General features: G+C 64.6%; 32 protein-coding genes. 15 read left to right on the top strand and 17 right to left on the bottom strand.

Translation table 11 applies throughout. The features are described 5' to 3' along the window. Together ABEI27_RS03440 and ABEI27_RS03435 are read left to right on the top strand one after the other, a co-directional pair. Nucleotides 1–1,193: bifunctional metallophosphatase/5'-nucleotidase (locus ABEI27_RS03440; protein ID WP_375798014.1), on the top strand; the 1,193-nt coding region annotated here is incomplete at its 5' end. Between the two features lie 73 nt (nucleotides 1,194–1,266). Continuing rightward, complete coding sequence (locus tag ABEI27_RS03435) at nucleotides 1,267–1,674, top strand: universal stress protein (protein ID WP_375798013.1); 408 nt, start codon at nucleotides 1,267–1,269, stop codon at nucleotides 1,672–1,674. A gap of 15 nt (nucleotides 1,675–1,689) precedes the next feature. Here ABEI27_RS03435 and ABEI27_RS03430 read toward each other — a convergent pair whose 3' ends face one another. Further along, entirely contained in the window at nucleotides 1,690–2,751 is a 1,062-nt protein-coding gene (locus tag ABEI27_RS03430) for a mechanosensitive ion channel family protein (RefSeq protein ID WP_375798012.1), read from the bottom strand. A gap of 341 nt (nucleotides 2,752–3,092) precedes the next feature. On the opposite strand from ABEI27_RS03430, the gene trmB reads away from it, so the two are divergent. Beyond that, nucleotides 3,093–4,154: an HTH-type sugar sensing transcriptional regulator TrmB gene (trmB, locus tag ABEI27_RS03425; RefSeq protein WP_375798011.1), complete on the top strand. Its 1,062-nt coding sequence runs from the start codon at nucleotides 3,093–3,095 to the stop codon at nucleotides 4,152–4,154. A 42-nt stretch (nucleotides 4,155–4,196) separates the two neighbouring features. Here trmB and ABEI27_RS03420 read toward each other — a convergent pair whose 3' ends face one another. Beyond that, entirely contained in the window at nucleotides 4,197–4,934 is a 738-nt protein-coding gene (locus ABEI27_RS03420) for a sporulation protein (protein ID WP_375798015.1), read from the bottom strand. Nucleotides 4,935–5,071: 137 nt separating this feature from the next. Here ABEI27_RS03420 and priS point away from each other — a divergent pair, with 137 nt between their 5' ends. From priS to bcp, 3 genes are read left to right on the top strand one after another with little or no spacing between them, the layout of a single operon-like run. Further along, nucleotides 5,072–6,229: a DNA primase small subunit PriS gene (gene priS / locus ABEI27_RS03415; RefSeq protein ID WP_375798010.1), complete on the top strand. Its 1,158-nt coding sequence runs from the start codon at nucleotides 5,072–5,074 to the stop codon at nucleotides 6,227–6,229. Between the two features lie 16 nt (nucleotides 6,230–6,245). After that, on the top strand, nucleotides 6,246–7,313 hold the full coding sequence (locus ABEI27_RS03410; RefSeq protein ID WP_375798009.1) for a hypothetical protein: 1,068 nt from the start codon (nucleotides 6,246–6,248) through the stop codon (nucleotides 7,311–7,313). Between the two features lie 47 nt (nucleotides 7,314–7,360). Then, complete coding sequence (gene bcp, locus ABEI27_RS03405; protein WP_375798008.1) at nucleotides 7,361–7,834, top strand: thioredoxin-dependent thiol peroxidase; 474 nt, start codon at nucleotides 7,361–7,363, stop codon at nucleotides 7,832–7,834. Between the two features lie 100 nt (nucleotides 7,835–7,934). Here the strand turns inward: bcp and ABEI27_RS03400 are convergent, their stop codons facing one another. Both ABEI27_RS03400 and ABEI27_RS03395 read right to left on the bottom strand, forming a co-directional pair. Beyond that, nucleotides 7,935–10,196 (bottom strand): CDC48 family AAA ATPase, encoded by a 2,262-nt coding sequence (locus ABEI27_RS03400; RefSeq protein WP_375798007.1) that lies wholly within the window; start codon nucleotides 10,194–10,196, stop codon nucleotides 7,935–7,937. Continuing rightward, on the bottom strand, nucleotides 10,193–10,447 hold the full coding sequence (locus ABEI27_RS03395; RefSeq protein ID WP_375798006.1) for an Hsp20/alpha crystallin family protein: 255 nt from the start codon (nucleotides 10,445–10,447) through the stop codon (nucleotides 10,193–10,195). Before ABEI27_RS03395 ends, ABEI27_RS03400 begins: the two co-directional genes overlap by 4 nt. Before the next feature lie 211 nt (nucleotides 10,448–10,658). Here ABEI27_RS03395 and ABEI27_RS03390 point away from each other — a divergent pair, with 211 nt between their 5' ends. The 3 genes from ABEI27_RS03390 (at nucleotide 10,659) to ABEI27_RS03380 (ending at nucleotide 12,719) form a co-directional block, all read left to right on the top strand. Then, on the top strand, nucleotides 10,659–11,438 hold the full coding sequence (locus ABEI27_RS03390; RefSeq protein WP_375798005.1) for an alpha/beta fold hydrolase: 780 nt from the start codon (nucleotides 10,659–10,661) through the stop codon (nucleotides 11,436–11,438). An 83-nt stretch (nucleotides 11,439–11,521) separates the two neighbouring features. Continuing rightward, nucleotides 11,522–11,803, top strand: a complete 282-nt coding sequence (locus ABEI27_RS03385) for a DUF5822 domain-containing protein (protein WP_375798004.1) — start codon at nucleotides 11,522–11,524, stop codon at nucleotides 11,801–11,803. Between the two features lie 67 nt (nucleotides 11,804–11,870). Next, on the top strand, nucleotides 11,871–12,719 hold the full coding sequence (locus tag ABEI27_RS03380) for a translation initiation factor eIF-2B (RefSeq protein ID WP_375798003.1): 849 nt from the start codon (nucleotides 11,871–11,873) through the stop codon (nucleotides 12,717–12,719). A 204-nt stretch (nucleotides 12,720–12,923) separates the two neighbouring features. On the opposite strand, the gene ABEI27_RS03375 is transcribed toward ABEI27_RS03380, so the two are convergent. From ABEI27_RS03375 to tmcA, 4 genes are all read right to left on the bottom strand, one after another. Further along, nucleotides 12,924–14,066 (bottom strand): Gfo/Idh/MocA family protein, encoded by a 1,143-nt coding sequence (locus ABEI27_RS03375; RefSeq protein ID WP_375798002.1) that lies wholly within the window; start codon nucleotides 14,064–14,066, stop codon nucleotides 12,924–12,926. Then, nucleotides 14,063–14,545: a GNAT family N-acetyltransferase gene (locus ABEI27_RS03370; protein WP_375798001.1), complete on the bottom strand. Its 483-nt coding sequence runs from the start codon at nucleotides 14,543–14,545 to the stop codon at nucleotides 14,063–14,065. Before ABEI27_RS03370 ends, ABEI27_RS03375 begins: the two co-directional genes overlap by 4 nt. A gap of 75 nt (nucleotides 14,546–14,620) precedes the next feature. After that, a complete protein-coding gene (locus ABEI27_RS03365) occupies nucleotides 14,621–15,100 on the bottom strand; it encodes a DUF456 family protein (protein WP_375798000.1) in 480 nt (159 codons plus the stop codon). Nucleotides 15,101–15,182: 82 nt separating this feature from the next. After that, complete coding sequence (gene tmcA, locus ABEI27_RS03360; RefSeq protein ID WP_375797999.1) at nucleotides 15,183–17,561, bottom strand: tRNA(Met) cytidine acetyltransferase TmcA; 2,379 nt, start codon at nucleotides 17,559–17,561, stop codon at nucleotides 15,183–15,185. 232 nt (nucleotides 17,562–17,793) lie between these two features. Between tmcA and rpl7ae the strand changes: the two genes are divergently transcribed. The 5 genes from rpl7ae (at nucleotide 17,794) to ABEI27_RS03335 (ending at nucleotide 19,428) form a co-directional block, all read left to right on the top strand. Next, complete coding sequence (gene rpl7ae / locus ABEI27_RS03355; protein ID WP_089766200.1) at nucleotides 17,794–18,156, top strand: 50S ribosomal protein L7Ae; 363 nt, start codon at nucleotides 17,794–17,796, stop codon at nucleotides 18,154–18,156. A gap of 6 nt (nucleotides 18,157–18,162) precedes the next feature. Next, a complete protein-coding gene (locus tag ABEI27_RS03350; protein ID WP_375797998.1) occupies nucleotides 18,163–18,387 on the top strand; it encodes a 30S ribosomal protein S28e in 225 nt (74 codons plus the stop codon). Between the two features lie 3 nt (nucleotides 18,388–18,390). Next, complete coding sequence (locus tag ABEI27_RS03345; protein ID WP_375797997.1) at nucleotides 18,391–18,579, top strand: 50S ribosomal protein L24e; 189 nt, start codon at nucleotides 18,391–18,393, stop codon at nucleotides 18,577–18,579. Continuing rightward, nucleotides 18,576–19,055, top strand: coding sequence for a nucleoside-diphosphate kinase (gene ndk, locus ABEI27_RS03340; RefSeq protein WP_375797996.1), 480 nt, complete (start codon nucleotides 18,576–18,578; stop codon nucleotides 19,053–19,055). The genes ABEI27_RS03345 and ndk overlap by 4 nt, the downstream gene beginning before the upstream one ends. A gap of 127 nt (nucleotides 19,056–19,182) precedes the next feature. After that, a complete protein-coding gene (locus ABEI27_RS03335; protein WP_375797995.1) occupies nucleotides 19,183–19,428 on the top strand; it encodes a hypothetical protein in 246 nt (81 codons plus the stop codon). A 10-nt stretch (nucleotides 19,429–19,438) separates the two neighbouring features. Here the strand turns inward: ABEI27_RS03335 and ABEI27_RS03330 are convergent, their stop codons facing one another. The 8 genes from ABEI27_RS03330 to ABEI27_RS03295 form a co-directional block, all read right to left on the bottom strand. After that, nucleotides 19,439–20,503, bottom strand: coding sequence for a methionine synthase (locus tag ABEI27_RS03330; protein ID WP_375797994.1), 1,065 nt, complete (start codon nucleotides 20,501–20,503; stop codon nucleotides 19,439–19,441). After that, the gene (locus ABEI27_RS03325; RefSeq protein WP_375797993.1) at nucleotides 20,503–21,513 is read right to left on the bottom strand and encodes a 5-methyltetrahydropteroyltriglutamate--homocysteine methyltransferase; all 1,011 of its coding nucleotides are present in this window, start codon (nucleotides 21,511–21,513) and stop codon (nucleotides 20,503–20,505) included. Before ABEI27_RS03325 ends, ABEI27_RS03330 begins: the two co-directional genes overlap by 1 nt. 46 nt (nucleotides 21,514–21,559) lie before the next feature. Then, on the bottom strand, nucleotides 21,560–22,216 hold the full coding sequence (locus ABEI27_RS03320) for a HemK2/MTQ2 family protein methyltransferase (RefSeq protein ID WP_375797992.1): 657 nt from the start codon (nucleotides 22,214–22,216) through the stop codon (nucleotides 21,560–21,562). Beyond that, the gene (locus ABEI27_RS03315) at nucleotides 22,213–23,430 is read right to left on the bottom strand and encodes a mechanosensitive ion channel family protein (RefSeq protein ID WP_375797991.1); all 1,218 of its coding nucleotides are present in this window, start codon (nucleotides 23,428–23,430) and stop codon (nucleotides 22,213–22,215) included. Before ABEI27_RS03315 ends, ABEI27_RS03320 begins: the two co-directional genes overlap by 4 nt. 10 nt (nucleotides 23,431–23,440) lie before the next feature. Beyond that, complete coding sequence (locus tag ABEI27_RS03310; protein WP_375797990.1) at nucleotides 23,441–24,301, bottom strand: 16S ribosomal RNA methyltransferase A; 861 nt, start codon at nucleotides 24,299–24,301, stop codon at nucleotides 23,441–23,443. A 97-nt stretch (nucleotides 24,302–24,398) separates the two neighbouring features. Further along, the gene (locus ABEI27_RS03305) at nucleotides 24,399–25,046 is read right to left on the bottom strand and encodes a DUF655 domain-containing protein (RefSeq protein WP_375797989.1); all 648 of its coding nucleotides are present in this window, start codon (nucleotides 25,044–25,046) and stop codon (nucleotides 24,399–24,401) included. Between the two features lie 113 nt (nucleotides 25,047–25,159). Continuing rightward, nucleotides 25,160–25,516 (bottom strand): RNA polymerase Rpb4 family protein, encoded by a 357-nt coding sequence (locus tag ABEI27_RS03300; RefSeq protein WP_375797988.1) that lies wholly within the window; start codon nucleotides 25,514–25,516, stop codon nucleotides 25,160–25,162. Nucleotides 25,517–25,525: 9 nt separating this feature from the next. Continuing rightward, complete coding sequence (locus ABEI27_RS03295) at nucleotides 25,526–25,816, bottom strand: 50S ribosomal protein L21e (protein ID WP_375797987.1); 291 nt, start codon at nucleotides 25,814–25,816, stop codon at nucleotides 25,526–25,528. 134 nt (nucleotides 25,817–25,950) lie between these two features. Here ABEI27_RS03295 and ABEI27_RS03290 point away from each other — a divergent pair, with 134 nt between their 5' ends. Continuing rightward, a complete protein-coding gene (locus ABEI27_RS03290; protein WP_375797986.1) occupies nucleotides 25,951–26,217 on the top strand; it encodes a hypothetical protein in 267 nt (88 codons plus the stop codon). 102 nt (nucleotides 26,218–26,319) lie between these two features. Here ABEI27_RS03290 and ABEI27_RS03285 read toward each other — a convergent pair whose 3' ends face one another. After that, the gene (locus tag ABEI27_RS03285; RefSeq protein ID WP_375797985.1) at nucleotides 26,320–26,586 is read right to left on the bottom strand and encodes an elongation factor 1-beta; all 267 of its coding nucleotides are present in this window, start codon (nucleotides 26,584–26,586) and stop codon (nucleotides 26,320–26,322) included.

The following is a 26,586-nucleotide window of genomic DNA, read 5'->3' as shown; positions in this document are numbered from 1 at the left end:
ACCACGACTTCGACTACGGTCCGAGAGCGGCCCGTGACGTCGTCGCCGACGCGCCACAGACCTGGGTGGCTGCGAACGTATTCGACGCCGACGGCGACCGGTTCGCGACCGATCACGTGACGCCGACGACCGTTCGGGAGGTCGATGGACTCCGTCTCGGGTTCTTCGGTGTCACTGACCCCGCGACGCCGTCACTGAACCCAATGGCGGGTGAGTTGATGTTCACTGACCCCTACGAGGCGGCCGAACGCGCCGTGTCCGAACTTCAGTCGCGAGAAGTCGACCACGTGATCGCGCTCTCACATCTCGGGGGCGGCGACGACGACCTCGCCAGGCGAGTCGACGTCGACGTGATCCTGGGCGGGCACGTCCACTCCGAGCGTGATGACTGGATAGCGGGGACCCGCCTGCTCCGGCCGGGTGCGAACGGCCACGTGATCTTCGAGATCGAGATCGACAGCGACGTCGACGGCGGGATCGACGTTGCACGACACGAGACGGCCCACGCACCGGTCGCAGAGGACGTCGTAGAGGCGCTCGAGGGCCGTGTGGACGCCGCAGGGCTCGACGAGGTAGTAGCTCACGTCGAGGAACCGATCGATCGGAGCGAGAGGACCGTCTTCGGCGGGGAGTGCGTGATCGGGAACTTCGTCGCTGACGCCTATCGCTGGTCGCTCGACGCGGACGTCGGGTTGCAGAACAGCGGGGGAATCCGCAACGGGCCACCGCTCGCCGGCGACGTGACGGTCGCCGACCTCGTAAGCGTGATTCCGTTCGAAGAGCACGTGGTCCGCGCTGAGGTAACCGGCGCGGAGTTGCGAGAGATATTCAGAGAGTCCGCAGCCGCAGTGGTCGACTTCGGCGAACCAGGCTGGTGGCACGGGCACGTCTCGGGCGCGACAATCAGATGGGACGACGACGCGAACGAACTGCTCGGGGCAACCGTCGCCGGGGAGCCGATCGACGTCGATGAACGGTACACGATCGCCACATCCGCGTATCTTTTGCACACCGATCACGAGTTCCCAACCCTCAGCGAGCAGCACCGAGCCGGCGAGGGCGACATCCAGTTCGAGGTGATGGCGGCGTACACCCGCGAGTTCGGAATCGATGCCGGTCTCGAAGACCGAATCACGCGTGTCGATGCCGGCGGACCACCGTATGGTAAACAAGTGGCTGGGTCGGACGAGTGACCGAGAACCCCGAGGGGTCCAGCGCGGAGCCAAGTGCAAACGTTCAGGAACCGTGGGGGCGTTCGAGCCTGTAATGACGCGTGTGGTGGTCCCGGTGCGATATCCGCTGTCCAAACATTCGCGAGCGACGTTAGAGGAAGCAATTCGGATCGCAGACGAACGGGATGCCGAGTTGACGGTCCTCCACGTTGATCTCTATCAGGACAGTCGAGGCGTGACCCGGGCAGCGCTGCGACGCGCTGTTGAGTCGGCGTTCGGGCCACAGGAGCGGACGCGCTACGTCGTCCGTCGTGGATTCATCGTGGAGGAGGCGATTCTCGAGGAGGTCGCTGCCGAAGCCGCAGACGTGGTGGTCCTCGGGTCGAAGCAGGCGGGTCGCTGGCGACAGATGCTCCGGCGGATCCTCGACGACCCGGACATCGAGTCGTACCTGCGTGAGAAACTGGAGTGCACCGTCATCACCGTCCGGGCCGACGACTGACCTCGAATCCCGAACTCACTCGTCGCCACCCGGCGCTCCGTTGGGAGCCGAACTCTTGCCCTCGCCCTGTGTGTCTGCGGGTTCAGAAACCGTCCCCGGTGAGTTCGCCTCCTCTGCCCGTCGTACTGCGCTGGCTTCGATCTCGCGTTCGGCGCGCGAGTCGACTGTCGCGTCCAGCGTGCCGCTGGTGTCGTCGAAGACGAGGTGCCGATGCGGGTAGGCGAACTCGACGTCGTCGGCGTCCGCGACCGCGTCCCAGATCCGGTCGCGGATCTGCGATTCGATAGTCGCGATGCGGTAGGGCTTCTTCGCCCAGTAGCGAAGTCGGAGGAGAACGCCATCGTCGCCGAAGTCAGCGCGGTGGACGGTCGGCCGGGCGGGGTAGCGCGCGCCGCCGATACGGATGTCTGGACCGCCTTCGACGACCTCGTCCTCGGCGGCAGCGGCGCGGCGCATAATCTGACGAGCGCGCTCTGTGTCGGACTCGTAGGTGACGATTACGTCGATTCGGAGTCGAACGCGTTCGTCCTCCGCCGAATAGTTCGTCACCAACCGATCGCGGATCGAGGAGTTCGGGATCACCAGCGAGGTGTTGTCGAGAGTGAGAAGTTTGGTGTAGTTGATGGTGATCTCGTCGACGAAGGCTCGTCGGCCGTCCTCCAGTTCGATCAGGTCGCCGATCTCGTACGGCTGATCTGCGAGAACGAACACGCCGTTAATAAGACTGCCGACGATCGGTGCGAGAACGATACCGAGGACCGCCGAGAACACTGTCACCGACAGGACCAGATCGCCCACTTCAAGGCCCAGGATTCGGGCCGCAACGCCGAGGGATACCAGCACGACGGCAACGCGGACGAGTCGGAGAACGGTCTGGGCGACGCTCTGTCGCGTGAACTGCCGGGCCACCGTTCGACCGAGGAGTCTGACGACGTACCGCGACAGGACGACGCCCAGCGCCACGACGACGAGCGCGAGCACCGGCCGTACCCCCGGAATCTGGAGCCACGACGACGCCATCCCGATTGGTCCGTCGGGCGTGGTCGCCGCGGCCACGGTCGTCGTTGGAGGCTGCACACCTCCGACCAGTGTGGGGGCACATAAAAAGGATTGTCACCCGACGCAGGATGCAGCAATCGGTCGAGAATGGCCATCCTGACATCGAACGGGGGTGGGGCCGCGCCCTAGCGGTACGGGGGAACGGCCGTCGGAGAGACGTCTCATCGGCACGGCTCGCACGAGCGTGAGAGGGTAGAATGGTGCGACGACGGACTCGTCGGTCAGGCGCTCGGCGGCGAGAACGATATGCTCAGTCGGAGTATCAGTCCGTGTGAGTCGCTCGTATAGGATTCAATTAGATAATCGAGTGCTACTCGGAGCATAATAAATTGTAAGTGTCGAGGGTCAGAGATACTGGTATGGCAGACGAACTTCGAACGACGCTCGAACGCGTCGGCGACCGGTTTAATCTCGGCGAATACGAGATCGAGGCCTACCTCGCAGTCCTCGAACACGGCGAACTGACGGCCTCCGAGATCGCCGACGGAAGCGAGATTCCGCAGCCGAGGGTGTACGACACGGTCCGGAGTCTCTCGGATCGCGGGTTGGTCGAACTCCGTGAGTCGCGGCCGATGAAGGTCGTCGCCGTCGACCCAGACGATGCGTTCGGTGACGTCCAGCAGTCTTTAGACGACCTCGTCTCCGAACTCGAGGCTCGTTACACAGCGCCTACTCGGGACACCGAGGCAGTCTCGCTGGTCAAATCGCGCTCGACGATCCTGCGGTACATCGAGGAGATCATCGAGAGCGCGGAGTACGAGATCGTGCTCTCGCTGACGCCCGAACTCCTCCGGCGCTTCCGCGACGACCTGGCGGCCGCAATCGACGCGGGCGTGAGTATCGACTTGCTCGTAACCCCGGGCTCTCGCGCCCCCGACCCGTCGTCCTTCGACTACCTCGAAGTCGCCACGGTCGCCCGAGCGCGACGCGGGATCACGACGCCCGTGCTCGCTGTCGCCGACGGCAACTACTCCATCTACGCCACACAGGACGCGCTCCGCGACGACCGCGACCGCTACGGTGTTATCTTCAATCGCTCGGCTCTCGGCTTCCTGGTCTCGGGGTTCTTCGGGACAGTCCTGTGGTCGACCGCCGAAACGCTCGCTGGTGACGGCAAACGCCGACCCTTCCCACGCCGCTACGCCTCGATCCGCCGCGCGGTGAAAGACGTCCGCGTGTTCGATGGCCCCTTCTTCGCCTCGATTACGGGCCGCGACATCGAGACCGGTGATCCGGTCGTCGTCGAAGGAAAAGTCGAAACCACGAGGTTCGAGGAGACCGAAGAGGTCGCCTCTCTCAGACTGCAAACCGACGACGGGACCCTCGAAATCGGGGGTCTCGTGGCGTCACTGGAGGACGTCGAGGCTCAGGAGATCATCCTCGGACGCGAAGGGATTCCGGATCAAGAGCAGTTCGAGTAACCGCCGACAGACGGACGCTACAACGACCGGAAGCGGGCTGTTTCAAACCCGCTCTTCTATCAGCGACCGGAGACGTTCGCTGATGGTGGTGACATCGGTGTTCTCGGTCGTCGTACGCGTCACCCACTCGTCGGTTTCGGCCAACTCCGAGAGCATCCCACTGCGCTTATACACCTCCACGAACACGGTCAGACCCTTGGCATCTGTGCGCGCCACGAGTTCGACTTCGTCAGCGTTGCCGACGAAGGATCCGGACTGTGGGCGGAACTCGAACTCCTGGACGAACTGTCGGCCGTCCGTGTAACGTCCGTATGGGTCGTACTCGCAGTCAGCCGCACGGAACGAGAACCCGAGTTCCTCCAACGCATCGAAGACAGCTCGGAGTCGTGGCGTCGGTTCAACTTCGAGATGATCGGTGTCCTCGGGATCGACCGCGAGGTCGATATTGAGTTCGGTTTCGATCCATACTCGCGTGCTGCCGAGCGTCACGAGCGTCTGATAGGGAATATCGATATCGGCCGGGTAGCGCTCGTCTGTTTCGGGCTCGATCGTGACCGACTCGGCCAGGGTGAACCGGGCGATACCGACGTCGGTGTACCCATCGGCTGTCTTCGCGCGGGTCTCGAGAGCAAGCCGGACCTCCTCTACTACCTGCTCGGCGGTACCGCCGGTGATCTGGACCGACGCTTCGACGGTCTCACCAGGTGTGACAGTCGTGGCGGGGAGAACGGTATCTACAGTCGCGTTGCCGATACCGGTGCTTGCGAGGACCTTCTTTATATCCATCTGTCACGTCTTACTGTACCCGTCCGAAGCTTGTTCTCAGCCGTGGGAGGATCCGACTCGACCGGATCAGACGAATCGCTCCCGCCAAGTCACAACGGCTTTAATTCTCCCTTCGCTATCGATTTTGACTGATGAAGTCGCGTACGCGAACCTATCTCGAGGGTCGATTCGGCGACTACTACCGCCGGAGCGACATCTCGCTCCCGCCTGCGGCCGACCGTCGCGAGTGGGGGCACATCCCCTGGAGTGCGGGTTCGACCACGATGATTCGCCACCAGTCCCTGCTGGACGTCGGCGATCTGAGCGACTTCCTCCACCGGACGGCCCCGCGACACGTCTACTTCTCCTCGGCGCGCTTCACCGATCCCGGCGCGTCGTCGATGGACGAGAAAGGCTGGCAGTCCGCCGACCTCGTCTTCGACCTCGACGCGGACCACCTCCCGGGCGTCGATCCCGAAGAGACGTCGTACGCCGAGATGCTCGCCGCGTGTAAAGCGGAACTCCTGAATCTGCTCGCGTTCGTCGACGAGGACTTCGGCTTCACTGACGTCGCGGTCGTCTTCTCTGGCGGCCGTGGCTACCACGTCCACGTTCGCGATCCCGACGTGAGAGGGCTCGACAGCGAGGCGCGTCGAGAGATCGTCGACCACGTCCGCGCGATCGATCTCAATCGCGAGGGGCTGATCGAGACGGTGTCGAACCGCGGCACGACGCGGCGAATACTCCGTCGTCGCGGCGGATGGGGCGCGCGGGTCCACCGCCGACTCGTGGACCTCGCCGAGCGACTTCGCGAGATGGACGAGGACGACGCGCTCGCTCGCCTCCAGCAACTCGACGGCATCGGCGCAGGGCGCGCCAAGACCATCCTGGGGCAGGTCAAGCACAACTTCGATGCGATCCGCGATGGTAACGTTGAGGCCGGCGGCCCGGGCACGCGGATCCTCGTCGACGCGCTCACGACCGAGGCGATCGAAGCCGAGACCGCGCCGATCGACGAACCCGTGACGACCGACACCAAGCGGTTGATCCGGTTGCCGAGAAGCCTCCACGGTGGTTCCGGACTGGTAGTGACGCCGCTGGATCGCTCGGAGATCGAGGCGTTCGACCCGCTTCAGGACGCCGTACCCGAGCGCTTCCGGGGGCGCGACATCCTGGTGAACGTCACCGATCCGGGCCCGGTAACGTTCGACGGCGACACGTTTAGTATCCCGGAGGGAGAGTACTCCGTAGAAGAATGCCTCGGGATCTTCTTGATGACCCGGGGACGCGCAGAGAAGATCAAAGAGTGAACGGAAGAGAGACAGTATGGATTTAGACGAGTTGCGGAGCGTCCAACGGACCGAGCGCCAGAAGGATAGCCTCCAGCATCTCCGCGATTCGTTCTACGGGGACGTCGCCGACTACATTCAGGAGCGGAAGGCCGAACGCAAACGGGCGGCGGCGGCAGTGGACGACCCCTTCGGTGACCCCGGAGTCGGCGAACTGACCGACGAAATCGAGACTGCCGAGGAGGTCGTCGAAGCGATCTACGAGCGTCGGGTTGGGAAGGTCGTCAAACTGGCATCGTTCGCGGCCGCTGATATGAGCGCTGACACGAACGGGCTGACCGCCGAGGAGCGCGACCTCTTCGACGACCTCGTCGAACGCATCAAGCAAAACCGACAGACGATTCTCGACGTCCTCGCCGGAGAGGGATGTCCCGCGGCCGACGGGACGGACGCGAACAGCGCACCATCCGATCAGATGACGAAGGACTCCGCGTCTGCCGAGAGTCAATCTCCAGGAGAGGCCGATTCTGGGGTCGCCGAGATCAGAGCGGACGCTCCGTCCCCCGACGACGTGCTCACCGAGGCGATGGGACAGAACCGATCGAACGATCCGGCACCGTCGACCGCGACGACGGGGACCTCGGCGGCGGCGGGAGCGACCGATTCGGCCACCGCGGAGGCGACCGACTTGTCGTCTGACACAGCGGCGGACCACCCGTCCGACGGGAGCGGACCGGCAGTCCCGCCGAACGCTCCGTCCGACGCGGCGACGACGGAAGCGCCAGTCGTCGGTGCCGAGACCGAAGACGCCACGGGTCAAGAGACGGCCCTTTCAGAGGATGACCAGCGGACCGCCCGGGACGGGGGCCGTCCCGCAGAGGGAGGGCAGAACACGTCGGCCGCGAGAGGGGGATCGGAGGGATCCGAGAGACGGTCGAGAGGCGACGACACCGAGCGGTTGACCCTCCGGATCACCGAGGACGTGGGCCGGATCCTCGGCGTCGACGAGCGAGAGTACGACCTCGCGGCCGAAGACGTAGTGACGCTGCCGAGCACGAACGCGGGACCGCTCATCGAACGCGACGCCGCCGAGCGACTGGAGTGACAGGCGGAGCGGTACCTTCAAGCACCGGAGACAGAAACCCGATTCGTATGTTAGAGACAGGAACGCAGGCACCGGACTTCGAGTTGCCAGATCAGCACGGCAAGACGGCCTCGCTGTCGGATCATCGCGGTGAATTCGTCGTCGTGTACTTCTATCCACGGGCCGATACCCCCGGTTGCACCACGGAGGCCTGCGGCTTCCGTGACACGTACGACGAGTTCGGGGAACGCAGCGTCAGCGTCTTCGGGATCAGCGACGACTCCGTTTCGGATCTCGAATCGTTCGCGGAGGAGTACGAGCTCCCGTTCCGACTCCTCTCCGACGAGGACGGGAGCGTCGCGAGCGCCTACGACTCCTACGGGGAGAAGAATATGTTCGGCAACACCTTCGACGGCGTGTTTCGGAACACGTACGTGATCGATCCCGATGGCGAGATCGCCCTCACATACGAGGGCGTCGACGTCGAAGATCACGCGGCGACCATCCTCACCGATCTGGACGGACTCGAGGCGGACGTCTGATTTGACACTATGTTTCCGATGAAAGAAACTGTAAACAGATTTACTTCAAAAACGAAGCGCGTGAACTGAGCGACTCGAAGCCGAAGTCGAACCGCGACCGTTACTGGAACGTCCGGCCGACGCCGGCTTCGGGTTCGCGCTCGACCTCGCTGGACTGGAAGCGTTGTTCGATCTCCTCGTAGCGCTCGCGCGTCTCGGCGGTGACGCTCGGGCCAACCTCGTCGAGCGCGTGCTCGAAGTGGTCCATCGTCACGCGGACGTTGCCGATGGAGTCGCCGACCTCTTCGGGGGACACGCTGTTGATGAACTCCCGGCTGGCAGCCATCGAGGCCTCACGGCAGACCGCCTCGATATCCGCGCCGACGTACCCCTCAGTGCGCCGCGAGAGCGAATCGAGGTCGACGTCGTCGGCGAGCGGTTTGTGCTGGGTGTGGACCTGGAAGATCGCCCGGCGGGCTCCCTCGTCGGGGACCGGGACGTGGACGTGGCGGTCCAGTCGGCCCGGACGGAGCAGCGCCGCGTCGATCAGGTCCGGCCGGTTAGTCGTCGCCACCACGACGACGTCTTCGAGCGTTTCGAGCCCGTCGAGTTCGGTCAGCAGTTGGGAGACGACGCGTTCGGAGACGCCGGAGTCGCCCGTGTTGCTGCCGCGCTCGGTCGCAATCGAATCGATCTCGTCGAAGAACACCACGGTCGGGGCGTTCTCGCGGGCCTTCTGGAAGATCTCGCGGACGCCCTTCTCGGACTCGCCCACATACTTATTGAGGAGTTCCGGCCCCTTCACCGAGATGAAGTTCGACTCGGACTCGTTGGCGACGGCCTTGGCCAGCATCGTCTTGCCGGTCCCGGGCGGGCCGTACATCAGCACGCCTTTGGCGGACTGCATATCCATCTGCTCGAACACGTCAGGGTAATCGAGCGGCCACTGGATCGTCTCGCGGAGGCGTTCTTTAGTGTCGTCGAGGCCGCCGACGTCGTCCCAGGTGACGTCGGGGACTTCGACGAAGACCTCGCGGAGGGCCGAGGGCTCGATGCCCTTGATGGCCTCTTTGAAATCGTTCTCGGTGACCTCGATGGAGTCGAGCATATCCGCGTCGATCTCGTCGGACTCGAGGTCGAGTTCGGGGCGGATGCGACGGAGCGCGGTCATCGCGGCCTCCTTCGCGAGGCTCTCGATGTCCGCGCCGACGAAGCCGTGCGTGCTCTCGGCGTACTGATCGAGGTCGATCCCGTCGACCAGCGGCATATTCCGGGTGTGGACCTGTAGGATCTCTTTCCGGCCGTCACGGTCCGGCACGCCGATCTCGATCTCGCGATCGAAGCGCCCGCCGCGGCGCAGCGCCGGATCGATCGCGTCGACCCGGTTGGTCGCGCCGATGACGACGACCTCACCGCGCTCGTCGAGGCCGTCCATCAGCGAGAGCAGTTGCGCGACGACTCGCCGCTCGACGTCGCCGCCGGCTTCGCCACGCTTGGGGGCGATCGAGTCGATCTCGTCCACGAACACGATCGCGGGTGCCTCCTCTTCGGCCTCCTCGAAGATTTCGCGGAGTTGCTCTTCGGACTCCCCGTAGTATTTCGACATAATCTCCGGGCCGGAAATCGTGTGGAAAGAGGCGTCGATTTCGTTGGCGACGGCCTTCGCGATCAGGGTCTTGCCCGTCCCCGGCGGGCCGTGCAGAAGCACGCCCTTCGGGGGGTCAATCCCGAGCCGCTGGAACAGTTCGGGGTGTCGCATCGGCAACTCGATCATCTCCCGCACCTGTTCGAGTTCCCGGTCGAGGCCACCGATGTCCTCGTAGGTGACGTTCGGCGTGTCGCCCTCCTCGGCCTCGCCCGACTGAATCTCCTCGGCGGGGGTCTGGCTGATCGAGACTTCCGTCGAATCGGTCACGACGACCGTGCCATCGGGTTCAGTCGAAGCGATCTTCAGCGGGATGGGCTGATTGCCCGACGACATAAAACCGAAGCCGAACGGGACACGGATGTTCTGGCCCTGTGTCACCGGCTGTCCGGCGAGTTTGTCCCGGAGGTGCGCGCCGATGTTGCCGCTGATCCGCAGATTCTGCGGGAGGGCAACAGAGACGTGCTTCGCTGGCTTGATATCGGCTTTCTCGACCTCGACGTGGTCGTCGATACCAACGTTCGCCTGCTGACGGAGTCGGCCGTCGATCCGCACGACGCCCGTGCCGCTGTCTTCGGGATAGCCGGGCCAGACGCGAGCGATAGCGGTGCCGTCACTCCCGTCGATTCGGATGTAGTCGCCGCCTTCGAGATCCATCTCCTTGGTGGCCTGTCGGTCGATCGCGGCGAGTCCGCGACCGGCGTCTTTCTGCTTGAGGGGTTTGACAGTGAGTTTCATAGGTATTGTTCACCTGCAATCGTTAATACGCCGTTGTTCGTCGTGACCGTCGCCTCGGGTCCGGGGAGTTCAAACTCCGCCTCGGACACGCCGTCGTCGGTATCGGCCACGACGATGGCAGTCGATCCGACGACGTCGACGCTAATGTCCTCGTCTGCGATACGGAGATCTATCACGAGGATCCAGCCCTCGTCGTACTCGTACCGGCGGACGATTCGTTCGTCTCCACCGGCAAGTTGCATCGTGCTCATCGTTGATTCCTAACTCCAAGTTAGTCGCTTTACTATATAAACCTGTCGTACACTAATCGCAGTACAGCGGTGGTTATCGCATTTCAATGGTTGAATTGCAGTTCGAGATCCGGGACCTGTCGTCACCGCTCTCTCGCGGCCGCTGCTGCGGGGGGTCACGGCGTGCCGAGTGCATTGGGGATTTATTTTAGACGCCCGCGAAATGTGTTGTATGGAAACGGTCACACACCACGGGCGGAAGACGGCCTACCGCACGTTCGACCGCGGGGGGTCGGGGCCTACCCTGCTGGCAGTCCACGGGTCTGGTGGCAACCGTCTGGTCTGGTCGGGCCAATCGAGATTGGCCACCGAACATCCGCTCGTTACGATCGACCTCAGCGGGCACGGCGAAAGCGACGACGTGATCGCAGAGCCGGGGTACGAAGCGCTCACGGCCTACGTCGACGACACCGTAGCGGTCGCTGAGGCCGTCGATGCCGACGTGCTCGTAGGGAACTCGCTGGGCGGCGCCGTCGCGCTCACCACCGCGTTAGAGCGCGACCTCGACCTCGCAGGGCTGGTGCTCACCGGCACGGGACCCCGGATGCCCGTCCTCGACGACGTCCTCGCCTGGGTCTCACAGGATATCGAGCGGGTGCTCGAATTCTTTCACGAACCGGATCACCTCTTTCACGACGTCGATGAGGACGCACTCGAAGTGTCCCGGAAGGCCCTCCGGACGACCGGGCGAGAGATTCTCGAGCGCGACTTCCGAACGGCCCACAAGTTCGACGTTCGCGATCACCTCTCAGGGATTCAGGAGCCGACGCTCGCGGTCGTCGGTGAGTACGACAGACTCACGCCGCCGCACTACCACGAGCGACTCGAAGCGGGGATCCCCCACTGCGAACTGACCGTGCTCGACGACGCGGCACACCTCGCGATGCTCGAACGACCGACGGCGTTCAACGACGCTGTGCGGGATTTCCTCGACGGTCACGTTCAGGCGTGAGTGCGCCCTGTTTCGGACGTTGCGTCGGCGATTGGGACACCCGAAACCGCCACGTCTTTGCGTCGGCCGACAAAGATACGCCCGTGCAACCGGTCGAGACTTCCGATCCGGACGGCGTCGACTACGGGTGGGTGATGCAGACGACGTTCGTCCTTACCATCGTCGTCGGCTCGCCGGTCGTCGCGGTGCTCTCGCTCCGGACGCCCCTCCCGACCTGGGGGTCTCGCGTGGAGTTTGCCATCCGGGTCGGCGCGGTTGTCTGGATTCTCGTCGCCGTCTCCGTGTTCGCGTACGCCCGGCGCTTCGATGCTGGCGACGGCGGCGAGAATCCGGACGCGGTCGCTCCCGACGACGGGTCTGAGTGAACCACTGTTCGGGCGTCGAGACTCGCGCCGTCGGAAGGACTTTCACCCGACTCGTCCACTCTCAAATATGATCGACGAGACCATCGCGGAGATCCGAGAGATGCAGACGCACAGTTCGTCGGTCGTCGCCGTCAAGGCGACGCAGTCGCTCTCGGAACTGCTGGATCGAGAGCACGCCACGGCCGAGGAGTTCGAGCGTGACCTCGAACGGAACGTCAGCGCTCTCAAGCGGGCGAACCCCTCACACGCGTCGCTGTTCAACGCAATGGAGACGGTCCTCGTCAACGTCGTCGGCCGCAAAGACACGGTCAAGGAGGCGAAGGATCTCCTCGAGGAGGTTTCGGCCCGAGTCGTTGAGGACGTCCGTCACGGGAAGTCTCGAGCGGCGGCGAACGCGGCGCCGACCTTCGAGGACGGCGAAACAATTCTCACGCACGATTACTCATCGACGGTCCTCGAAGCCATCGAGAAGGCGGTCGATTCGGGCGTAGATCTGACCGCGTACGTGACGGAGGCCAGACCGCGCTATCTCGGTCGAAAGATCGCGCGTCAACTCGCGACCGTCGAGGGGGTCGAACCGCACCTGCTGGTGGACGGCGCGGTCGGGTCGTTCCTGCCGGAGTGCGATAGAGTGGTGATCGGAATGGACTGCATCGTCGAGGAGACGCTGTACAACCGCGTCGGGACGCACCCAATCGTGACTACCGCGACCCACCTCGGGGTTCCGGTCACCGTGGTTGGCTCGGCCGCAAAGGTCGTCGACGACGGCTTCGTCTTCGAGAACGAATACCGCCCGCCCGCGGAGGTCTCGCTGGAACCGATCGAGAACGTCCACATCGAGAACCCGGCCTACGACGCGACCCCGATGGAACTCGTCGATCAACTCATCACCGACAACGGCGTCAAAGAGCTCTGAAGCGGGGTCGAATCGATCACAGCGCGCGGACCAACACGCTCCGCCGGCATTTGTTCTTCACTCGCAGTCCGCGCTGACCACGTCAGTCCACTCGCGAGCGCCGTTTGCGAGGTTCCGTCACCTGCAAGTGAATCCCACCGATTGGGACTCGTCCCTTCGCCCTGACTAGTTGCAACTCGTCTCTCCGCACTCATCGACGGCACCTCACTCGTCCGTAATCTCGTCTACGGCGACCCAGTCGCCGCGCTCGGCGGCGCGCTCGATCGCTCCGAGCACGCGCTGCACGGCGTAGCCGTCCTCGAAACTCGGTCGGAACGGGTCGGCGGCGGCGATAGAGCGGAGGAACTCGTAGTTCTCGTGAACGACAGCGTGTTCCCACCCGAGGGTGTGTCCCGGGGGCCACCACGCTTCGCCGTATGGGTCGTCCTCGCCCGTGACGAGAATGCGCTCGTACCCGCGATCGTCCGAGTCGGCGTACCGCAGTTCGTTCAGTCGCTCCAGAGAGAACGAGAGGCTGCCCGCCGAGCCGTGGATCTCGATCCGGTGGTCGTTCTCGTGGCCGTGAGCGTACCGCGATCCCTCGAACGTCCCCACGGCGCCGTTGTCGAACTCGGCTTGCGCAGTGTAGGCGTCGTCGACGGTGACCGGCCGCGTTCCTTCGTCGTCGGGTGCTGGCCGCGCTTCGACAAACGTCTGGAGGTGTCCCGAGACGCGTTCGATGGCCCCGGCAGAGTCGCCGACGAGGAAGCGAGCCAAATCGATAGTGTGCGCACCGAAATCCCCTAAAACGCCCGAGCCGGCCAGATCTTCGCCGAGTCGCCACGACCAGGGGGCGTCGGGATCCGCCAACCAGTCCTGGAGATACTGCCCGCGGAACTGTCTGACGTCACCGATACGGCCGTCCTCAACGAACCGTCTGGCGAGTCTGACCGCAGGAACGTACCGGTAATTGAACCCACACCCCGCGACGGCGTCCGAGTTGCTGGCCGCGTCGCGCATCGCTGCGGCCTCGTCGAGAGTTCGCGCCAGTGGTTTCTCACACAGGACGTGCGTGCCCGCCTCCAGCGCGGCGATCGACGGATCCGCGTGGACGTGATTGGGTCCCAGATTGTAGAACACGTCCACGTCGTCGACGACCTCGCGCCAGTCAGTGGCAGTGGCGGCGAACCCCAGCCGACTCGCGGCTGTTTCGACCGCGTCGGCGTTGCGACCGACGAGGACCGCCCGTTCTGTCGACGGGGCGTCAGGAAAGAACATCGGCAAGCGAGCCAGAGCGTTCGCGTGCGCACGGCTCATAAATCCGTAGCCAAGGACGCCGATCGAGAGCGGGTCGGCAACGTCGCTCATCTCCGGCGGCGGAAGAACTCGGCGAACTTGTCGCGGAGGGACCCGCCATCGCCCAGTCGGAGGTAGTACGCGTCGCCGCCGTCCTCGTAGTAGCCCGTGATCCGTCGTTGGATCTCGAAGCCGAGATGCTCGTAGAACGACAGGGCTGACTCGTTCGTCGCCCGCGCGTGACAGGAGATTGACTCGTGTTCCTGGAGCGCCGCGGCGACGAGGCGTTTGCCGTGGCCCTCACCCCGTCGATCGGGGGCGACGGCGAGAAACAGGATATAGCCGTCTCGGCGGACGGACGCGAAACCGATCAACTCGTCCTCCTCGAAAAGCAGGTGATCGCGGGCACGGCGGTAGGCGTCGACGAAGAAGGTCCGGCGCTGTTTGAGAACGCCCTCCTGCGCGCGGATCACCTCTTTGAGGGTCCAGGCGTCCTCCGCGTACTCCGCGGAACCGGGGGGGTCCTCCTTCGTTTCGACGTTGACGCTCACGGCCAGTCGTAAGGGTAGGACCGATATAATTCCACCGTCGGATCAGCGTGCTACAGGCACGTTCACCGGGGCCACTCAGAGCAGTGCGACCACGACGAGCGCCACGAGGACCGTACCGGTCAGGAGGACCTGAACCGCCGTCGACGCGAGGACGCCAACCGTGGCGTAGAGCGCGACTCGGCCGCTCGCCTCGGCGTCCGCGTGCTGTGCGAACTCGACGGCAAACACGGTCGCGGCGACGCCGATCACGAAGCCGACCGGCCCTGCCACGAAGAGCAACAGCAATCCGACGAGAACGGCCGCGGCTGTCGTCGCCACCGACGCGCCACCGGCCCTGGCGGCAATCGCACCGCCGAAATAGTCCACCACCATCGTGAGCAGGCCGACGGCGACTAAGACTGCGACGAGCGCGGCCGAGGGATCGGCGTACCCAGTCGACCACCAGTAGAGGAGGACTGCACCGACCGAGAGCGCACCCCCGGGAAGCAACGGGAGGGCCGCTCCGATCACCGCAACCACGGCGAGGGCGAGCGCGAGCCACGCGAGCGGAGTCATATCTGGACCTCAGTCGGGAGAGTGATGAACGCAGTGGGTTGATCCCGGTGCCGGCTGTTCGGGCGGATCACCACGCCCCGGATCAGTCTCGAAAGCGCGCCCGTTCTGCGCGCACGACGTCGAGGTGGCTCCCGAACCGATCGACCAGCGTCTCGTAGGCGGCCCCAAATGCACGCATACATTCCCGCGTCGAGGCGTAGTCGAGTTGGTCGGCGACAGCCTCCCACGACCGAGTCTGGAGCGGTTTCCCCACCAGTAATCGCTCCTCGCGGCCTGTCAACGGCGTTGCGGATTCGTCTTGAGCCGTCGGCGCATCGAGGAGAGCCGCGAGCGCGAGGCGGCGGAACCCGGCCGGGCCGGTCGTATACTGTCCGGGGCCGGTGGCTGCGCCGACGACGATACGCCACTCACGTTCGGTGAGGGTCGGCGGTTCCTCGGGTGGTTGGCACGCCGCCAGCGCGCCGCGAACCACGTCGACGTCGGCGTCGCTGAGTTGGTCTGTGAGGAGCGCCGGGATCCGGTCGCGGAACCACCGGGCGTGGCGGTCCCGAAGCCGCGCTCCCGACGGAGAGAGTGGATCCACCATCAGCGCGGAGTACTCGCCGCTGGACTCGTTGCGCGTCGTCGAGAGATGGACGGTCTGAAAGCCGTTCGCGTCCCAGAACGAGAGCAGTTCCGGCGTCGCGCCGTATCCGACACCGAGGTAATCTGCCGTGCCGGCGAACTCCGCGCGGATCTCACCCAGGAGTCTAGATCCGAGACCCTGCGACCGAGCGGCGTGGTGGGTCGCGATGCGAACCACACGGTAACCGACTGGACGGCCGGCAGCCTCGTCGCGAAGTTGGCTGGTGAAGACGTCCGGGAGCATATTACCGCGGACCCGCGCCCCCTCGTACATCTCCGCGCGCGTGGATGCATCGAGGCCGCCCTCCCGCGCGAGCAACGCGACGCTGACCACGTGCCCCTCGTGTTCGAGCGCTCGGACGCGGAGGTTCGGGGCATCGAGGAGTCGCGCGAGGTCGTTCGGCTCCGTCCGGTAGTGGGCGAGAACGAGTAGCCCGAACACGGACCGTAGGAGGTGCTCGTCGGCGGCGAGATCCGACGGGTCGAGGACGCGGTACTCGACAGTCGATGGCGACGCTGACTCGATGAGGTCCGCGACGGGCGGGGTCGCATCGAGCAACAGTGTCCGGAAGGCCCAGGTTTCCAGAGGATCACCGGCCGCGTAGCGAATCGGTTCGTGCATCGAGACGTCTGTCACGGTGTGGTGACTTGCCGCCAGATCCGCGCGGAAGCGGACCGAAAAGCCCCGCCCGGCCCCCTCGTAGCCGTGGACTGTCGTGACGAACGCGACGGCGGTGGCGTCGAGAAACGACGAAAGCAACCGAACCGGAAGCGCGGCCGCTTCGTCGACGATGACGCAGTCCGGCGCTCCGAGGCGCTCGACGGCCGTGGTCGGGGTCGCAAACCGGACGCGCCCCCCGCTCGTGGCGAGGAGGTCCTCGTCGGCGTTCCTGCGGCCGTCTTTGGTCGACGACTCGTCGAGGGCATCGAGTTCGTCGAGGACCGCTGCCGCGCGGGCGAACACGTCCGCCGCGTTTCGACGCGCTGGGGCGGTGACGAGCACGTCGCGCCCTTCGGCGGCGAGCGACCCCACAGCAAGTCCTGCAGCACTGGACTTTCCCCGCCCGCGGTCGGCCTCGATGACGACGGCCCGGGAATCACGATTGCCCTTCACGCCGGTGTCTGACCCGCCCGCGTCCGCTTTTGATCCGGCAGCGTCGGCGGCAGATTCTGCCGCCTCGGCGAGGGCTTCCATCGCGCGCAGCGCCCGGGACTGGTCTGCCGTCAGGCACGCCTCGTACGCGGCGGGAGGAAAGCGACGCCTCCCGTCGGTCGGGATCGAAACGGGTGAGCGCTCCGGGACCGCCTCGGTCGTCTCCCCGCCGGCGTTCGCGTGCCGTTCGACGGTTCCGTTGTCGACGTCGACGATCGCGACGCCCGGGTGGCTCCGAAGCGTCGTCACAAGTCGTTCGCGAAACCGCCCGCCGACGTCGTCGAGTCCGTCCGGTGGAACCGCGAGCGACTCCTCGAACGACCCCGCTCGCTCGGGCCACGCATCCAGCGGCGGCGTGAGCAGCACAAACAACCCGCCACCGTCGACCGTGCCACCGATCCGCCCGAGCACGTTCGGTGAGAACGACTCGTGGGCGTCGCAGATCACCGCCGTCCGCGTAGTGCCGAGCAGGTCGGTCGCGTGTTTGGGCGCGACGCGGTCGAACCGGAAACCTTCGCGACCAGTGACGATTGTCGTCTCCGCGTCCGGGATCTCGGCCCCCTCGACCGCGTCGAACGCAGCGTCGATGCCGGCCTCGCGCGAGCCGGCGAGGACGAGGATGCGTCGGTGATTCCGGCGTCGGGCCGCCGCACGGAGGTCGGCGGCGAGGGCGGCGACGTCCATACCGGCGGAATAGCGGCCAGTACCCAAGGCGGTTGCGTTCGTCAGCCACACTCACCCCCGATTTCCGCGTGTGCCGCCGTGGCACGCGAGGACGCCATTGAAAGCGCTTTTATGGGATCCCGGGTTACCGATGTGTAGAGCCTGCCCGGGGTTGATGATACTCCTCGCCGTCAGGGAAACCCAGCAGACCGGCGAGGCAGTCGAGCCCGCGAGCAGGAGAGGTGAACAACCAATGTCAGTCTACGTAGAATTCGACGTCCCAGCCGACCTCGCAGAGGACGCCCTCGAGGCCCTCGAGGTCGCCCGAGATACAGGAACAGTAAAGAAAGGAACGAACGAGACGACCAAAGCCGTCGAGCGCGGCACCGCGGAACTCGTCTTCGTTGCTGAAGACGTCTCCCCCGAGGAGATCGTGATGCATCTGCCCGAACTCGCCGACGAGAAGGGCATTCCGTACGTCTTCATCGAGACGCAGGACGACGTCGGACAGGCCGCCGGCCTCGAAGTCGGCTCGGCCGCCGCCGCGATCGTCGACGCCGGCGACTCGGAGAGTCAGGTCGAAGACATCGCCGCGAAGGTCGAGGAACTGCGGTAAGCGACGATGAGCGCAGAAGAGACCGCCAGCGACTCGACGTCCGCGGAGATCATCGAGATCGTTGGCAAGACAGGGATGCACGGCGAGGCTATGCAGGTCAAGTGCCGCATCCGTGAGGGCTCGAACCAGGGCCGTATCATTACGCGGAACGTCCTGGGTCCCGTCCGCGAGGGCGACATCCTCCAGCTCCGCGAGACGCAGCGCGACGCCGACTCCATCGGAGGTCGATAACCTATGGTCGAAACGCGCACGTGTGATTACACCGGCGAAGAGATCGAACCGGGCACGGGAACGATGCTCGTCAAGAACGACGGAACGATCCTCCACTTCAAGGACTCGAAGGCCGAGAAGAACTACCGCCTCGGCCGCGAACCGCGCGATCTGGAGTGGACCGAAGCAGGCGGCGGAGCAGCCGAAGAATGAGTCACCACGACGAGCGCACCTTCGTGATGGTCAAGCCCGACGGCGTCCAGCGCGGACTGATCGGGGAAGTCGTCTCCCGCTTCGAAGAGCGCGGCCTGAAACTCGTCGCCGGGAAGTTCACCCGGATCGATCAGGACCTCGCACACGATCACTACGGGGAACACGAGGACAAGCCGTTCTTCGACGACCTCGTCGAGTTCATCACCGCCGGACCGGTCTTCGCGATGGTCTGGGAAGGCGCTGATGCGACCCGGCAGGTCCGGTCGATGGTCGGCGAGACCGATCCCGCCGAATCCGCCCCGGGGACGATCCGCGGCGACTTCGGCCTCGATCTCGGTCGTAACGTCATCCACGCTTCCGACCACGAGGACGAGGGCGCGAACGAGCGAGAGATCGACCTCTTCTTCGACGAGGACGAACTGCTCGACTACGAACGGATCGACGCGGCCTGGCTGTACGAAAACGACGATCACTGATCGGTTCGCAAACGCGGACCGCCGGTCGGTGTCGCTTCTCAGTATTTTTCGCCAACGGAGAACGACCGCTATCCTCTTTGGGATGCGACAGATAGCGCCCAGTATGCGGAAACCGTGTACCCGACTGATGGCGGCATCGGCACTGGTCTTCGGCGCCGCGGGCGCGCTGTTCCCCCGGCGAGTGATAGACGTCGCTGGACGGTTGCTGCTCGCGGGCTATGAGAACCCCGAGGAACTCGAACCCGCTGCGTGGTACGTGTCGGCCGCGCGTGGACAATCGGCGCTGTCGGCACTTGCAGGCGTGATCGTGCTCGCGCTGGAGTACGGACCGCCTCTCGGTGACGACGAGGTCGACTCCGACGCCGAAGAGTAAGGCGAAGCCGCTACGGTTCCGGGGCGACGAGGTCGATCTCGCCCGCGTCGAGTTCGGCCTCGACCTCACGGGCGGCCGTGACGAGATTCTCGATTTTCTGGTAGGCGACCTCGCGAGGGAGCAGTTTGACGCCACAGTCCGGCGACACCGTGAGTCGCTCCGGCGGGACGATCTTCAGACCCTCTCTGATGTTCGATTTGATTTCGTCCACGGACTCGATCTCAGCGTCGTGGACGTCGACGACGCCGAGCGCCAGGTCCGGCTGCAGTTCCGGGGACTGGAATACGTCGATCTGCTCGTAGCCGTCATTGCAGAGTTCGACGTCGAACTCGTCGATTGGGAACTCGTTGATTTCGGGGTAGATCCGCGAGTAATCGCCGTAGCAGACGTGCAGGCCGATTCTGACTTCCTCGGGGATGCCATCGACGATGCGTTCGAGCGCCTCGCCGACGATGGCGTGATCGTCCGGCGTCGTCGCCAGCGCGGGCTCGTCGATCTGGATGTAGCGCGCGCCGGCCGCGACGAGTCGCTCCACTTCCTCGTTCACGAGATCTGCGAGGTCGTATGCGAGTGCGGCCTCGTCCTCGTAAGCCTCGTTGAACGACCACCGCGCAAGCGTGTACGGCCCGGTGATGGGGACTTTCACCGGCTTCTCAGCCACACCGGCGGTGAACTCGAACTCGTCGAGAAGCCACGGGTCGTCGTACTCGACCTCCGAGACGACCGAGGGCTTGTTGAAGTAGTTGTGTCCCCAGACCTTCACCGGCCCGTTGAACTCGTAGCCCGGGATGCGATGTGCGAAATACTCCACCATCTCCTCGCGTCGCATCTCGCCGTCGACCACCGTGTCGAGACCGGCCCGCTCGTGCTCGCGCGTGATGACGCGCGCGGCATCGTCGTAGGCCTCCTGCAGTTCGGAATTCGCGAAACTGGAGTCGCTCTCCTTTTGAAGATCACGCACGGTGCTGAGCCACGATGGCTTCGGGTAACTCCCGACGACCGTCGTCAACAGGAAGTGTTCGGCGTCGTGGTCGTCCGGCCGGAACTGCGCGCGGTTGTCGGCGTCTCGGGCCATCAGACCGTCACCTCCCGATCGAGGTCGGCAGCCGCAGAGAGCGCGCTGAGTTTCTCCCGGAACTTGGTCACCGGGAGGTAGAACGGCTCGGTGTTCGTCGTGAGGTAAACTGTCTCGAAGTCCGTCGAGGGGACCTGTTCGGTGAACCACGAGGCGCGCTCGTGGAGCGTCTCCGCGGTCTCGACGAGCGTGTTCTGCCCGTCGGCGAGTCCCAGTGCGACGTCACTCGGACAGCCGTATTCGGACGCGTTGTACACCGTCTGTTTGCGGTCGCCTGCCACGATGTCGAACCCGACCGCGTCGAGGTCGGCGTCGAGCAGGTGCGCGTAGGTCTTCTCCTCAAGTGCGCCAAAGTAGGTGTGGACGACGACCTCGGCGTCCGTAGCGCTGGCGACCGTGTCGATCGCTTCCGGGACCTCTGGCGCGAGGTCGTCGCCCGGCGGCGACGTCACCAGCGAGGGGTCAAGCAGGAAGAGCGTCTCGTGCTCGGGGAACGATTCGACTTCGCTCGCGAGGAACTCCGCGATTGCGGCCAGAAACTCCGCCTCGTCGCCGTAGTGCTCGTCAGTCGCCAACGCCGAGAGCGAGTGGGGACCCGGTAGTACTGCTTGCAACGGCGTCTCTCCGTCCGTGAGTTCGGCTGTGGCGTTCAGTTCGGCCGCGACGTCGCCGGAGGGTGTGAGGTCGCCCACGACCCTCGGGTCACGGTAGAAGTTGTTGTTGTCGTAGTAGCGCACGATTCCGCCCGTGTCGACGTTGTCGTGGACGGCGAGGGGATGGGCGAGCATATCGTCCCAACGTAGTTGGCCCTCGACGAGGCGGTCCAGACCGGCGTCGTGCTGCTCGTCGATCACCTCCGATCGGGCCTCGCCGTAGGCCTTTGCGATTGCTGCCGATTCGTCGCCACCGATCAAGTCACCCTTCTGGTGGCCTTTGAGATCTCCGAGTTCCGATTTCGCCCAGTCCGGGAGTGGGAACAACCCGGGCGTCGTCGAGACGTATTCCGTCATCACTCGTGGCTACGAAATGATGACGCTTAATATTTGCTATGCGTCTTTATTCTTCTGGGTTATCTTTTCTGGTCAGTTCGACGACGGTGAGCGTCTCGAAGGGGTACGACTCCTCTATGAGGACTTCGTGCGCGAATCCGCAGGCCACAGCGTGTGAGAGCACATCGTCGTAGCCCGTGAGGGAACTCACGAGCAGGAGGACGCTCCCGGCAGGGGCGAGTACCCGACCGACCGTCTCGAGAAACGGGTCGACCAGTTTGCGCCCGGACTCGCCACCAGAGAGCGCGCGCTCCATCCAGTCGTCCCACTCGTTGTCCGGGTCGGTCGGAAGATACGGCGGATTGAATGCGACCGTCTCGAAGGCGTCAGCGGCGAACGGTTCGACGAGGCTCCCGCGGACCACCTCGAAGGCTGCCGGCGGAACCCCGTCGGAGTCGTCCGCGTCCGCTCCCCCGCGCGCCCGCTTCCGCGCGGCCCGACAGGCGTGAGGACTGAGGTCGCTCGCGACCACCTCGGTCACGTCGTCGGCCTCGCGGGTTGCTCGCTCTGCAACCCACCCCGAACCGGTGCCGACCTCCAGCAGCCGACCCCGTCCACGTTCCAGAACGGCCGACGCGAGGAGGCCCGAGTCCTCCGCGGGTTGATAGACCCGCGTCTCCATCCCACGGCGCTCAGCCAACGCCGACTGCGACTCGTCAGTCACGAGGACCCGTCCCCGTCGCTATCGTCGGTCCCGTCCGCGCCGCCGTCGGTTCGGCTCGCCGGGGGATCGGTCGGTCGAAGATCACCCCGCCCCCTGTCGTCGCCGGCGAGAACGAATCCGCCGGCCTCTTCGCGACCGGCCAGTTCCCGCTGCGGGAACGGGATCTTGATGCCCTCGGATTCGAGCGCTCGTTTTACCGCACCGATGACGACAGTCTGCGAGCGCCACTTCCGGCGTGCGCTCGGGTTGTCGATCCAGTACCGGACGCCCAGGACGACCGACGAGTCGTCGAGCCGCTTGAGCACGACCTGTGGCGTCGGGACGTTCATCGGGTCGTCGAGTTTCGAAACCGCATTCTGTGCGATGTCGGCCGCGTGTTCGGGGTCCGCGTCGTAATCGACCCCGACCTCGACTTCGATCCGCAGTCGCCCCTTTCGGCTCCGGTTGACCAGGCTGTTCGAGGACACCACGTCGTTCGGAATCATCACATACTCGCCGTCGAAGGTCTGAATTCGAGTGTTGACGATCGTGATGCCGGTGACGATGCCCTCGTACTCCTCGACCTGAATCCAGTCGCCGATCTCGAAGGGCCGCGAGAACATCAGCACGAACCCGGCCAACAATGCTCCGAGCGTCTGTCGAGCGGCCATCCCGACGACGATCCCAAGGAACCCCGCGCCCACGAGGATGCCGCCGATGTTCACGTTCCACAGCGACAAAACGATCATAAACGCAAGGAGGTACACCGTTACCTGTCCCACCCGGAATGTGATCTCGCGTTCGTGTTCGTCGAGCGAAGATCGCGTCTGGGCGATCTCCTCGACCAACTGCCGGATCAGCCCCGTCATCGTGTACGCGCCGATCAAGAATAGGATGGAAATGCCGAATCGCACTGCCGTCTCGGGGCCGAGGTTATTCCCGAAGACACCGAACAGTTCCGCCGAAAGCCCCCAGACTGCGACAATCGCGACCCCGCCGCCCGCGGCGGCGGCCATCGTAGCCAGCGTGATGAGCAGGTGCCACACGGCAGATGGGAACCGCTCCGGTGCGAACGCGTGAATCCGGTCGGTCCGCGCGAGCAGTGCCATCACCAGCAGTCCGATTGCGAACGTGACGGCGATCCGGCCCGGGAGACCCGGAATCAACTCCGGGATGCGCGACAGCGTGCTGCTCACGCCCTCAGTCGTGGTCTGTCGGGTGAGTTCTCCGGACATACGAATCACCTCACCGCCCGTACTCGTTCGCGATTGTGGCCAGTCGGGCGAACGTCGCCGGTGCGAGCGATCCTGCGCGCTTGCGGAGCAGGTTCTCGTCCGCCGTGGAGACCGCTTCCACCACTGCCTCGGGATCGTCGAGTCCCGAGATGTGGGCGGTGTTTCTGATGCCGTTGCGGATCGTCTTCCGTCGCTGTGTAAAAAGCGCCTTCACGAAATCGAAAAAGAACGACTCGTCGTCGACGTCGTAGTCGGGGTCCCGCGGGAGAAGCCGGACGACTGCGCTCTCGACGGCCGGTGTGGGGTCGAACGCGTCCGGTGGGACGATCTCGACCACTTCCACGTCGGCGTAGTGCTGGGCGCTGACAGACAGCCGACCGTAGTCGTCGGTCCCCGGGTCGGCCGCCATCCGCTCGCCGAACTCCCGCTGGAACATCAGGACCAGCGGCCGCCCCTGGGGGAGCAGATGGAACGCGATCTCCGAGGAGATCCCGTAGGGGAGGTTCGAGACGCACGTCGAGAACGCGGGCAGGTCGATTGAGAGGGCGTCGCCTTCGCGAACCGTGAGCGTCCCGTCTGCGACGTCGGTGGCGAACTCCTCGCGGAGAAACGCCGCTAGCGACGGATCCCGCTCGACGACAGTGACCTGCTCGGCCGTGTTGAGCAGTCGGTCGGTGAGTGCGCCCGTTCCACCACCGATCTCGAGGACGTGTGAGCGATCGGCGTCTTCCGGGAGGTACCCCGGGACCCGATCGAGCACTCGGTTGTCGATCAGGAAGTGTTGGTCGCGGTCGGGGTTACCGCGGACGCCGGCGCGGCGTCGCAACGCGTCGGGGTCGCGACCGGCGGCGTCGGACGTCGAATCAGTCATTGGTGGTCTGTGCGCGCCGAGGCGGGTAAACGTCTCGGGTTCGATTCGTCCCCTGATACCAACAGAGACCGCGTCTGTGGGTCGTCCGCCGCCAAGATCAGGACTCGCGGCCGACGAACGTCTTGTACTTCAGGTCGTCGTCGCGCAGTTCCTCCATAATGCGCTCGACGAGCACCTCGCGGGGGTTGTGCAGTCCCGAGATCCGGTCTTCGAGGTCCTCGAAACTCTCGAACGGCCCGCGCTTACGCTGGTCGAGGATGTTGTTCCGGAGTTTCTTCCCGATGCCCGGGAGGAGATTCAACTGGTGGAGACGGAGCGTGATCGGTTGGGCGTCGTTGTAGAAGTCGACGAACCGTTTCTCATCGGTGTCGATGATCTCTTCGACCGCGTACTCCAGTTCCGCATTCGCAGTGTTCGAGACATCGTCGTACCCGACTTCTTTGAATCCATCAACGACGTCTCTGGCGCCCGTTGGACCGATCACGACGCGGTCGCCGATTGACACGTCGGCGTCCTCGGCGAAGGTTACCTCGAACAGCCGGAAGTCGCGTTCGCCGAGCGCGTATCCAAGCGGCGACTTTCGGTGTCGTGGCCGGTCGTCGTCCGCACGGCCGTGCTGCAGATAGTCCAAGATGACCGCGTAGCGTCGGTCGACGGCCTCGGATTCGGTTGCCTCGTTCGCGTCGGCGTCGTCGCTCGCCGCCTCAGGAGGATTGCCGTCGCTCCCGCCGTCGGTCGTGGTCATACACACACGTACGCCCACGGCATATTTAAAAAGTTGGCTGACGGGAAGCGAGATCGGCTCGCGCCGAGTCCCGATCGATGGGGCCTGAGTGAGGTGGAGCGAATCGGGAGGGGTCAGACGTACTTCGCAACGACGTTCAGCACGTCGTCGAGTTCGTCGCTGTCGAGCGCGTAGCGCTCTTGGGCGTAGACGGCGCGGAGTTCGTCGCGGCTCTGGGGGAGCAGGTCCGCGATTTTGATCGCCGTCGCGGGATCGACCTTCTCCAGTTCGAGAAGTTCTATGACGAGGTCACGGGATTCCTCGGGATCCAGATGGGCGAACCGGTTGACGTGTTCGATAGCTCGCGCGAGTTCGTAACGGAGTTCCCGGTCCTCGTCGGCGGCCCGTTCGGCTTCGACGTCCTCGAGGAGGGATTTGACCTCCGAAACGGTCATGTACTCCTCATCGACCTGCTCTTTGAAGATGGTCATCGCGTGCGGTTATTCCTGTGCGCGCAGGTGAGCGGGACGAGCGATGATCGTCTTCTCCTTACCGCCGTCGACGATCTGTATCTTGAACGCGCTGCCCTGTTTACCGATGACCTCACCGGTGTGCCCGTTGAATCGGGGATGGAAGCGGCCGTCCTGGATGCTCGGGTCGATACTCAGGTGGACTTTCTGTCCCTCGTCGTACTCGGCGATCGAGCGCTGCGGCGGCGACGTGCCCCGGTTGCGCGGCTTGTTCGAGAGTTTTCCTCGCGTTCCGTGAAGTGGACCATTGGAACTCGGCATAGTCGTTAGAGTCCATACTTGGGACGCAGTTATAAAACGCACGTTCCGTCCGTGGGGAGCAGCGGATGCCGCAAACCGTTCAGGGCCGGATCGTCTCGGCAAAGTCTAAATCAGGGGACGTTCAACGGCTGGGTATGTCACAAGAATACGCATCCAGCGGACAACTCTCCGAGGACGTCGAGGGCGCGCTCCAAGGCGATGGCGGCCCCTCACACGACGATTCGAGCACTCGGCTGGAACAGTTCGGCCTCGGCGTCGCAGCGAGCATCCTCCTCGGCGCCGTCGTCGGAGTGGCAGCGGCGTGGTCGATTGGCGGCGCGCTCCCGCTCATCTTCGGACTCGGTCTCGGGTTCATTTTCTCACCGGTCCTCGGACTGCTCATCCTTCGACGCAACGAGTAAGCACTGCGCGAACGGGTACGCAGTCAGTCCTGTCGTTTACGCGCCTTCCGCTTCGCTCGCCCAATGACAGTCCAGAATCGGGAAGCCGCGGTTCCCGAAGAATCAGATACGGCCGATGTTCTCGACGGCGACGCTTTCGACGCCATCGACTCCGGAGAAAGACTCTTCGACGGCCTCGGTCCCACCGGCGTCGTCGGGGACGATAACGGTGGGCAGCAGCGCAACGAGCCCGAACGCGACGTCGTCACGCTCGAAGCCGTTGATCTTTGCCCCTTCGGGGAGCGACTGTTCGAGCCGCTCTTGCAGTTCGTCCAGGTCAATGTCGGGGCTGTTCGGCATCACTTTGATTTTGGCTGCAACTTTTCCCAT

The organism is Halobellus sp., from assembly GCF_042218505.1.
Taxonomy (GTDB): Archaea; Halobacteriota; Halobacteria; order Halobacteriales; family Haloferacaceae; genus Haloquadratum.
The sequence above is the reverse complement of the archived record's forward strand: the minus strand, read 5'-3'. Positions and strand labels throughout refer to the sequence as shown.

Bases quoted from the DNA above. Each gene is read 5' to 3' on its own strand.
- ABEI27_RS03435 (WP_375798013.1), top strand. From the start codon at position 1,267: ATGACGCGTGTGGTGGTCCCGGTGCGATATCCGCTGTCCAAACATTCG.
- trmB (WP_375798011.1), top strand. From the start codon at position 3,093: ATGGCAGACGAACTTCGAACGACGCTCGAACGCGTCGGCGACCGGTTT.
- priS (WP_375798010.1), top strand. From the start codon at position 5,072: ATGAAGTCGCGTACGCGAACCTATCTCGAGGGTCGATTCGGCGACTAC.
- ABEI27_RS03410 (WP_375798009.1), top strand. From the start codon at position 6,246: ATGGATTTAGACGAGTTGCGGAGCGTCCAACGGACCGAGCGCCAGAAG.
- bcp (WP_375798008.1), top strand. From the start codon at position 7,361: ATGTTAGAGACAGGAACGCAGGCACCGGACTTCGAGTTGCCAGATCAG.
- ABEI27_RS03400 (WP_375798007.1), bottom strand. From the start codon at position 10,196: ATGAAACTCACTGTCAAACCCCTCAAGCAGAAAGACGCCGGTCGCGGA.
- ABEI27_RS03395 (WP_375798006.1), bottom strand. From the start codon at position 10,447: ATGAGCACGATGCAACTTGCCGGTGGAGACGAACGAATCGTCCGCCGG.
- ABEI27_RS03390 (WP_375798005.1), top strand. From the start codon at position 10,659: ATGGAAACGGTCACACACCACGGGCGGAAGACGGCCTACCGCACGTTC.
- ABEI27_RS03380 (WP_375798003.1), top strand. From the start codon at position 11,871: ATGATCGACGAGACCATCGCGGAGATCCGAGAGATGCAGACGCACAGT.
- ABEI27_RS03375 (WP_375798002.1), bottom strand. From the start codon at position 14,066: ATGAGCGACGTTGCCGACCCGCTCTCGATCGGCGTCCTTGGCTACGGA.
- ABEI27_RS03365 (WP_375798000.1), bottom strand. From the start codon at position 15,100: ATGACTCCGCTCGCGTGGCTCGCGCTCGCCCTCGCCGTGGTTGCGGTG.
- tmcA (WP_375797999.1), bottom strand. From the start codon at position 17,561: ATGGACGTCGCCGCCCTCGCCGCCGACCTCCGTGCGGCGGCCCGACGC.
- rpl7ae (WP_089766200.1), top strand. From the start codon at position 17,794: ATGTCAGTCTACGTAGAATTCGACGTCCCAGCCGACCTCGCAGAGGAC.
- ABEI27_RS03350 (WP_375797998.1), top strand. From the start codon at position 18,163: ATGAGCGCAGAAGAGACCGCCAGCGACTCGACGTCCGCGGAGATCATC.
- ABEI27_RS03345 (WP_375797997.1), top strand. From the start codon at position 18,391: ATGGTCGAAACGCGCACGTGTGATTACACCGGCGAAGAGATCGAACCG.
- ndk (WP_375797996.1), top strand. From the start codon at position 18,576: ATGAGTCACCACGACGAGCGCACCTTCGTGATGGTCAAGCCCGACGGC.
- ABEI27_RS03335 (WP_375797995.1), top strand. From the start codon at position 19,183: ATGGCGGCATCGGCACTGGTCTTCGGCGCCGCGGGCGCGCTGTTCCCC.
- ABEI27_RS03330 (WP_375797994.1), bottom strand. From the start codon at position 20,503: ATGGCCCGAGACGCCGACAACCGCGCGCAGTTCCGGCCGGACGACCAC.
- ABEI27_RS03325 (WP_375797993.1), bottom strand. From the start codon at position 21,513: ATGACGGAATACGTCTCGACGACGCCCGGGTTGTTCCCACTCCCGGAC.
- ABEI27_RS03315 (WP_375797991.1), bottom strand. From the start codon at position 23,430: ATGTCCGGAGAACTCACCCGACAGACCACGACTGAGGGCGTGAGCAGC.
- ABEI27_RS03310 (WP_375797990.1), bottom strand. From the start codon at position 24,301: ATGACTGATTCGACGTCCGACGCCGCCGGTCGCGACCCCGACGCGTTG.
- ABEI27_RS03305 (WP_375797989.1), bottom strand. From the start codon at position 25,046: ATGACCACGACCGACGGCGGGAGCGACGGCAATCCTCCTGAGGCGGCG.
- ABEI27_RS03300 (WP_375797988.1), bottom strand. From the start codon at position 25,516: ATGACCATCTTCAAAGAGCAGGTCGATGAGGAGTACATGACCGTTTCG.
- ABEI27_RS03295 (WP_375797987.1), bottom strand. From the start codon at position 25,816: ATGCCGAGTTCCAATGGTCCACTTCACGGAACGCGAGGAAAACTCTCG.
- ABEI27_RS03290 (WP_375797986.1), top strand. From the start codon at position 25,951: ATGTCACAAGAATACGCATCCAGCGGACAACTCTCCGAGGACGTCGAG.
- ABEI27_RS03285 (WP_375797985.1), bottom strand. From the start codon at position 26,586: ATGGGAAAAGTTGCAGCCAAAATCAAAGTGATGCCGAACAGCCCCGAC.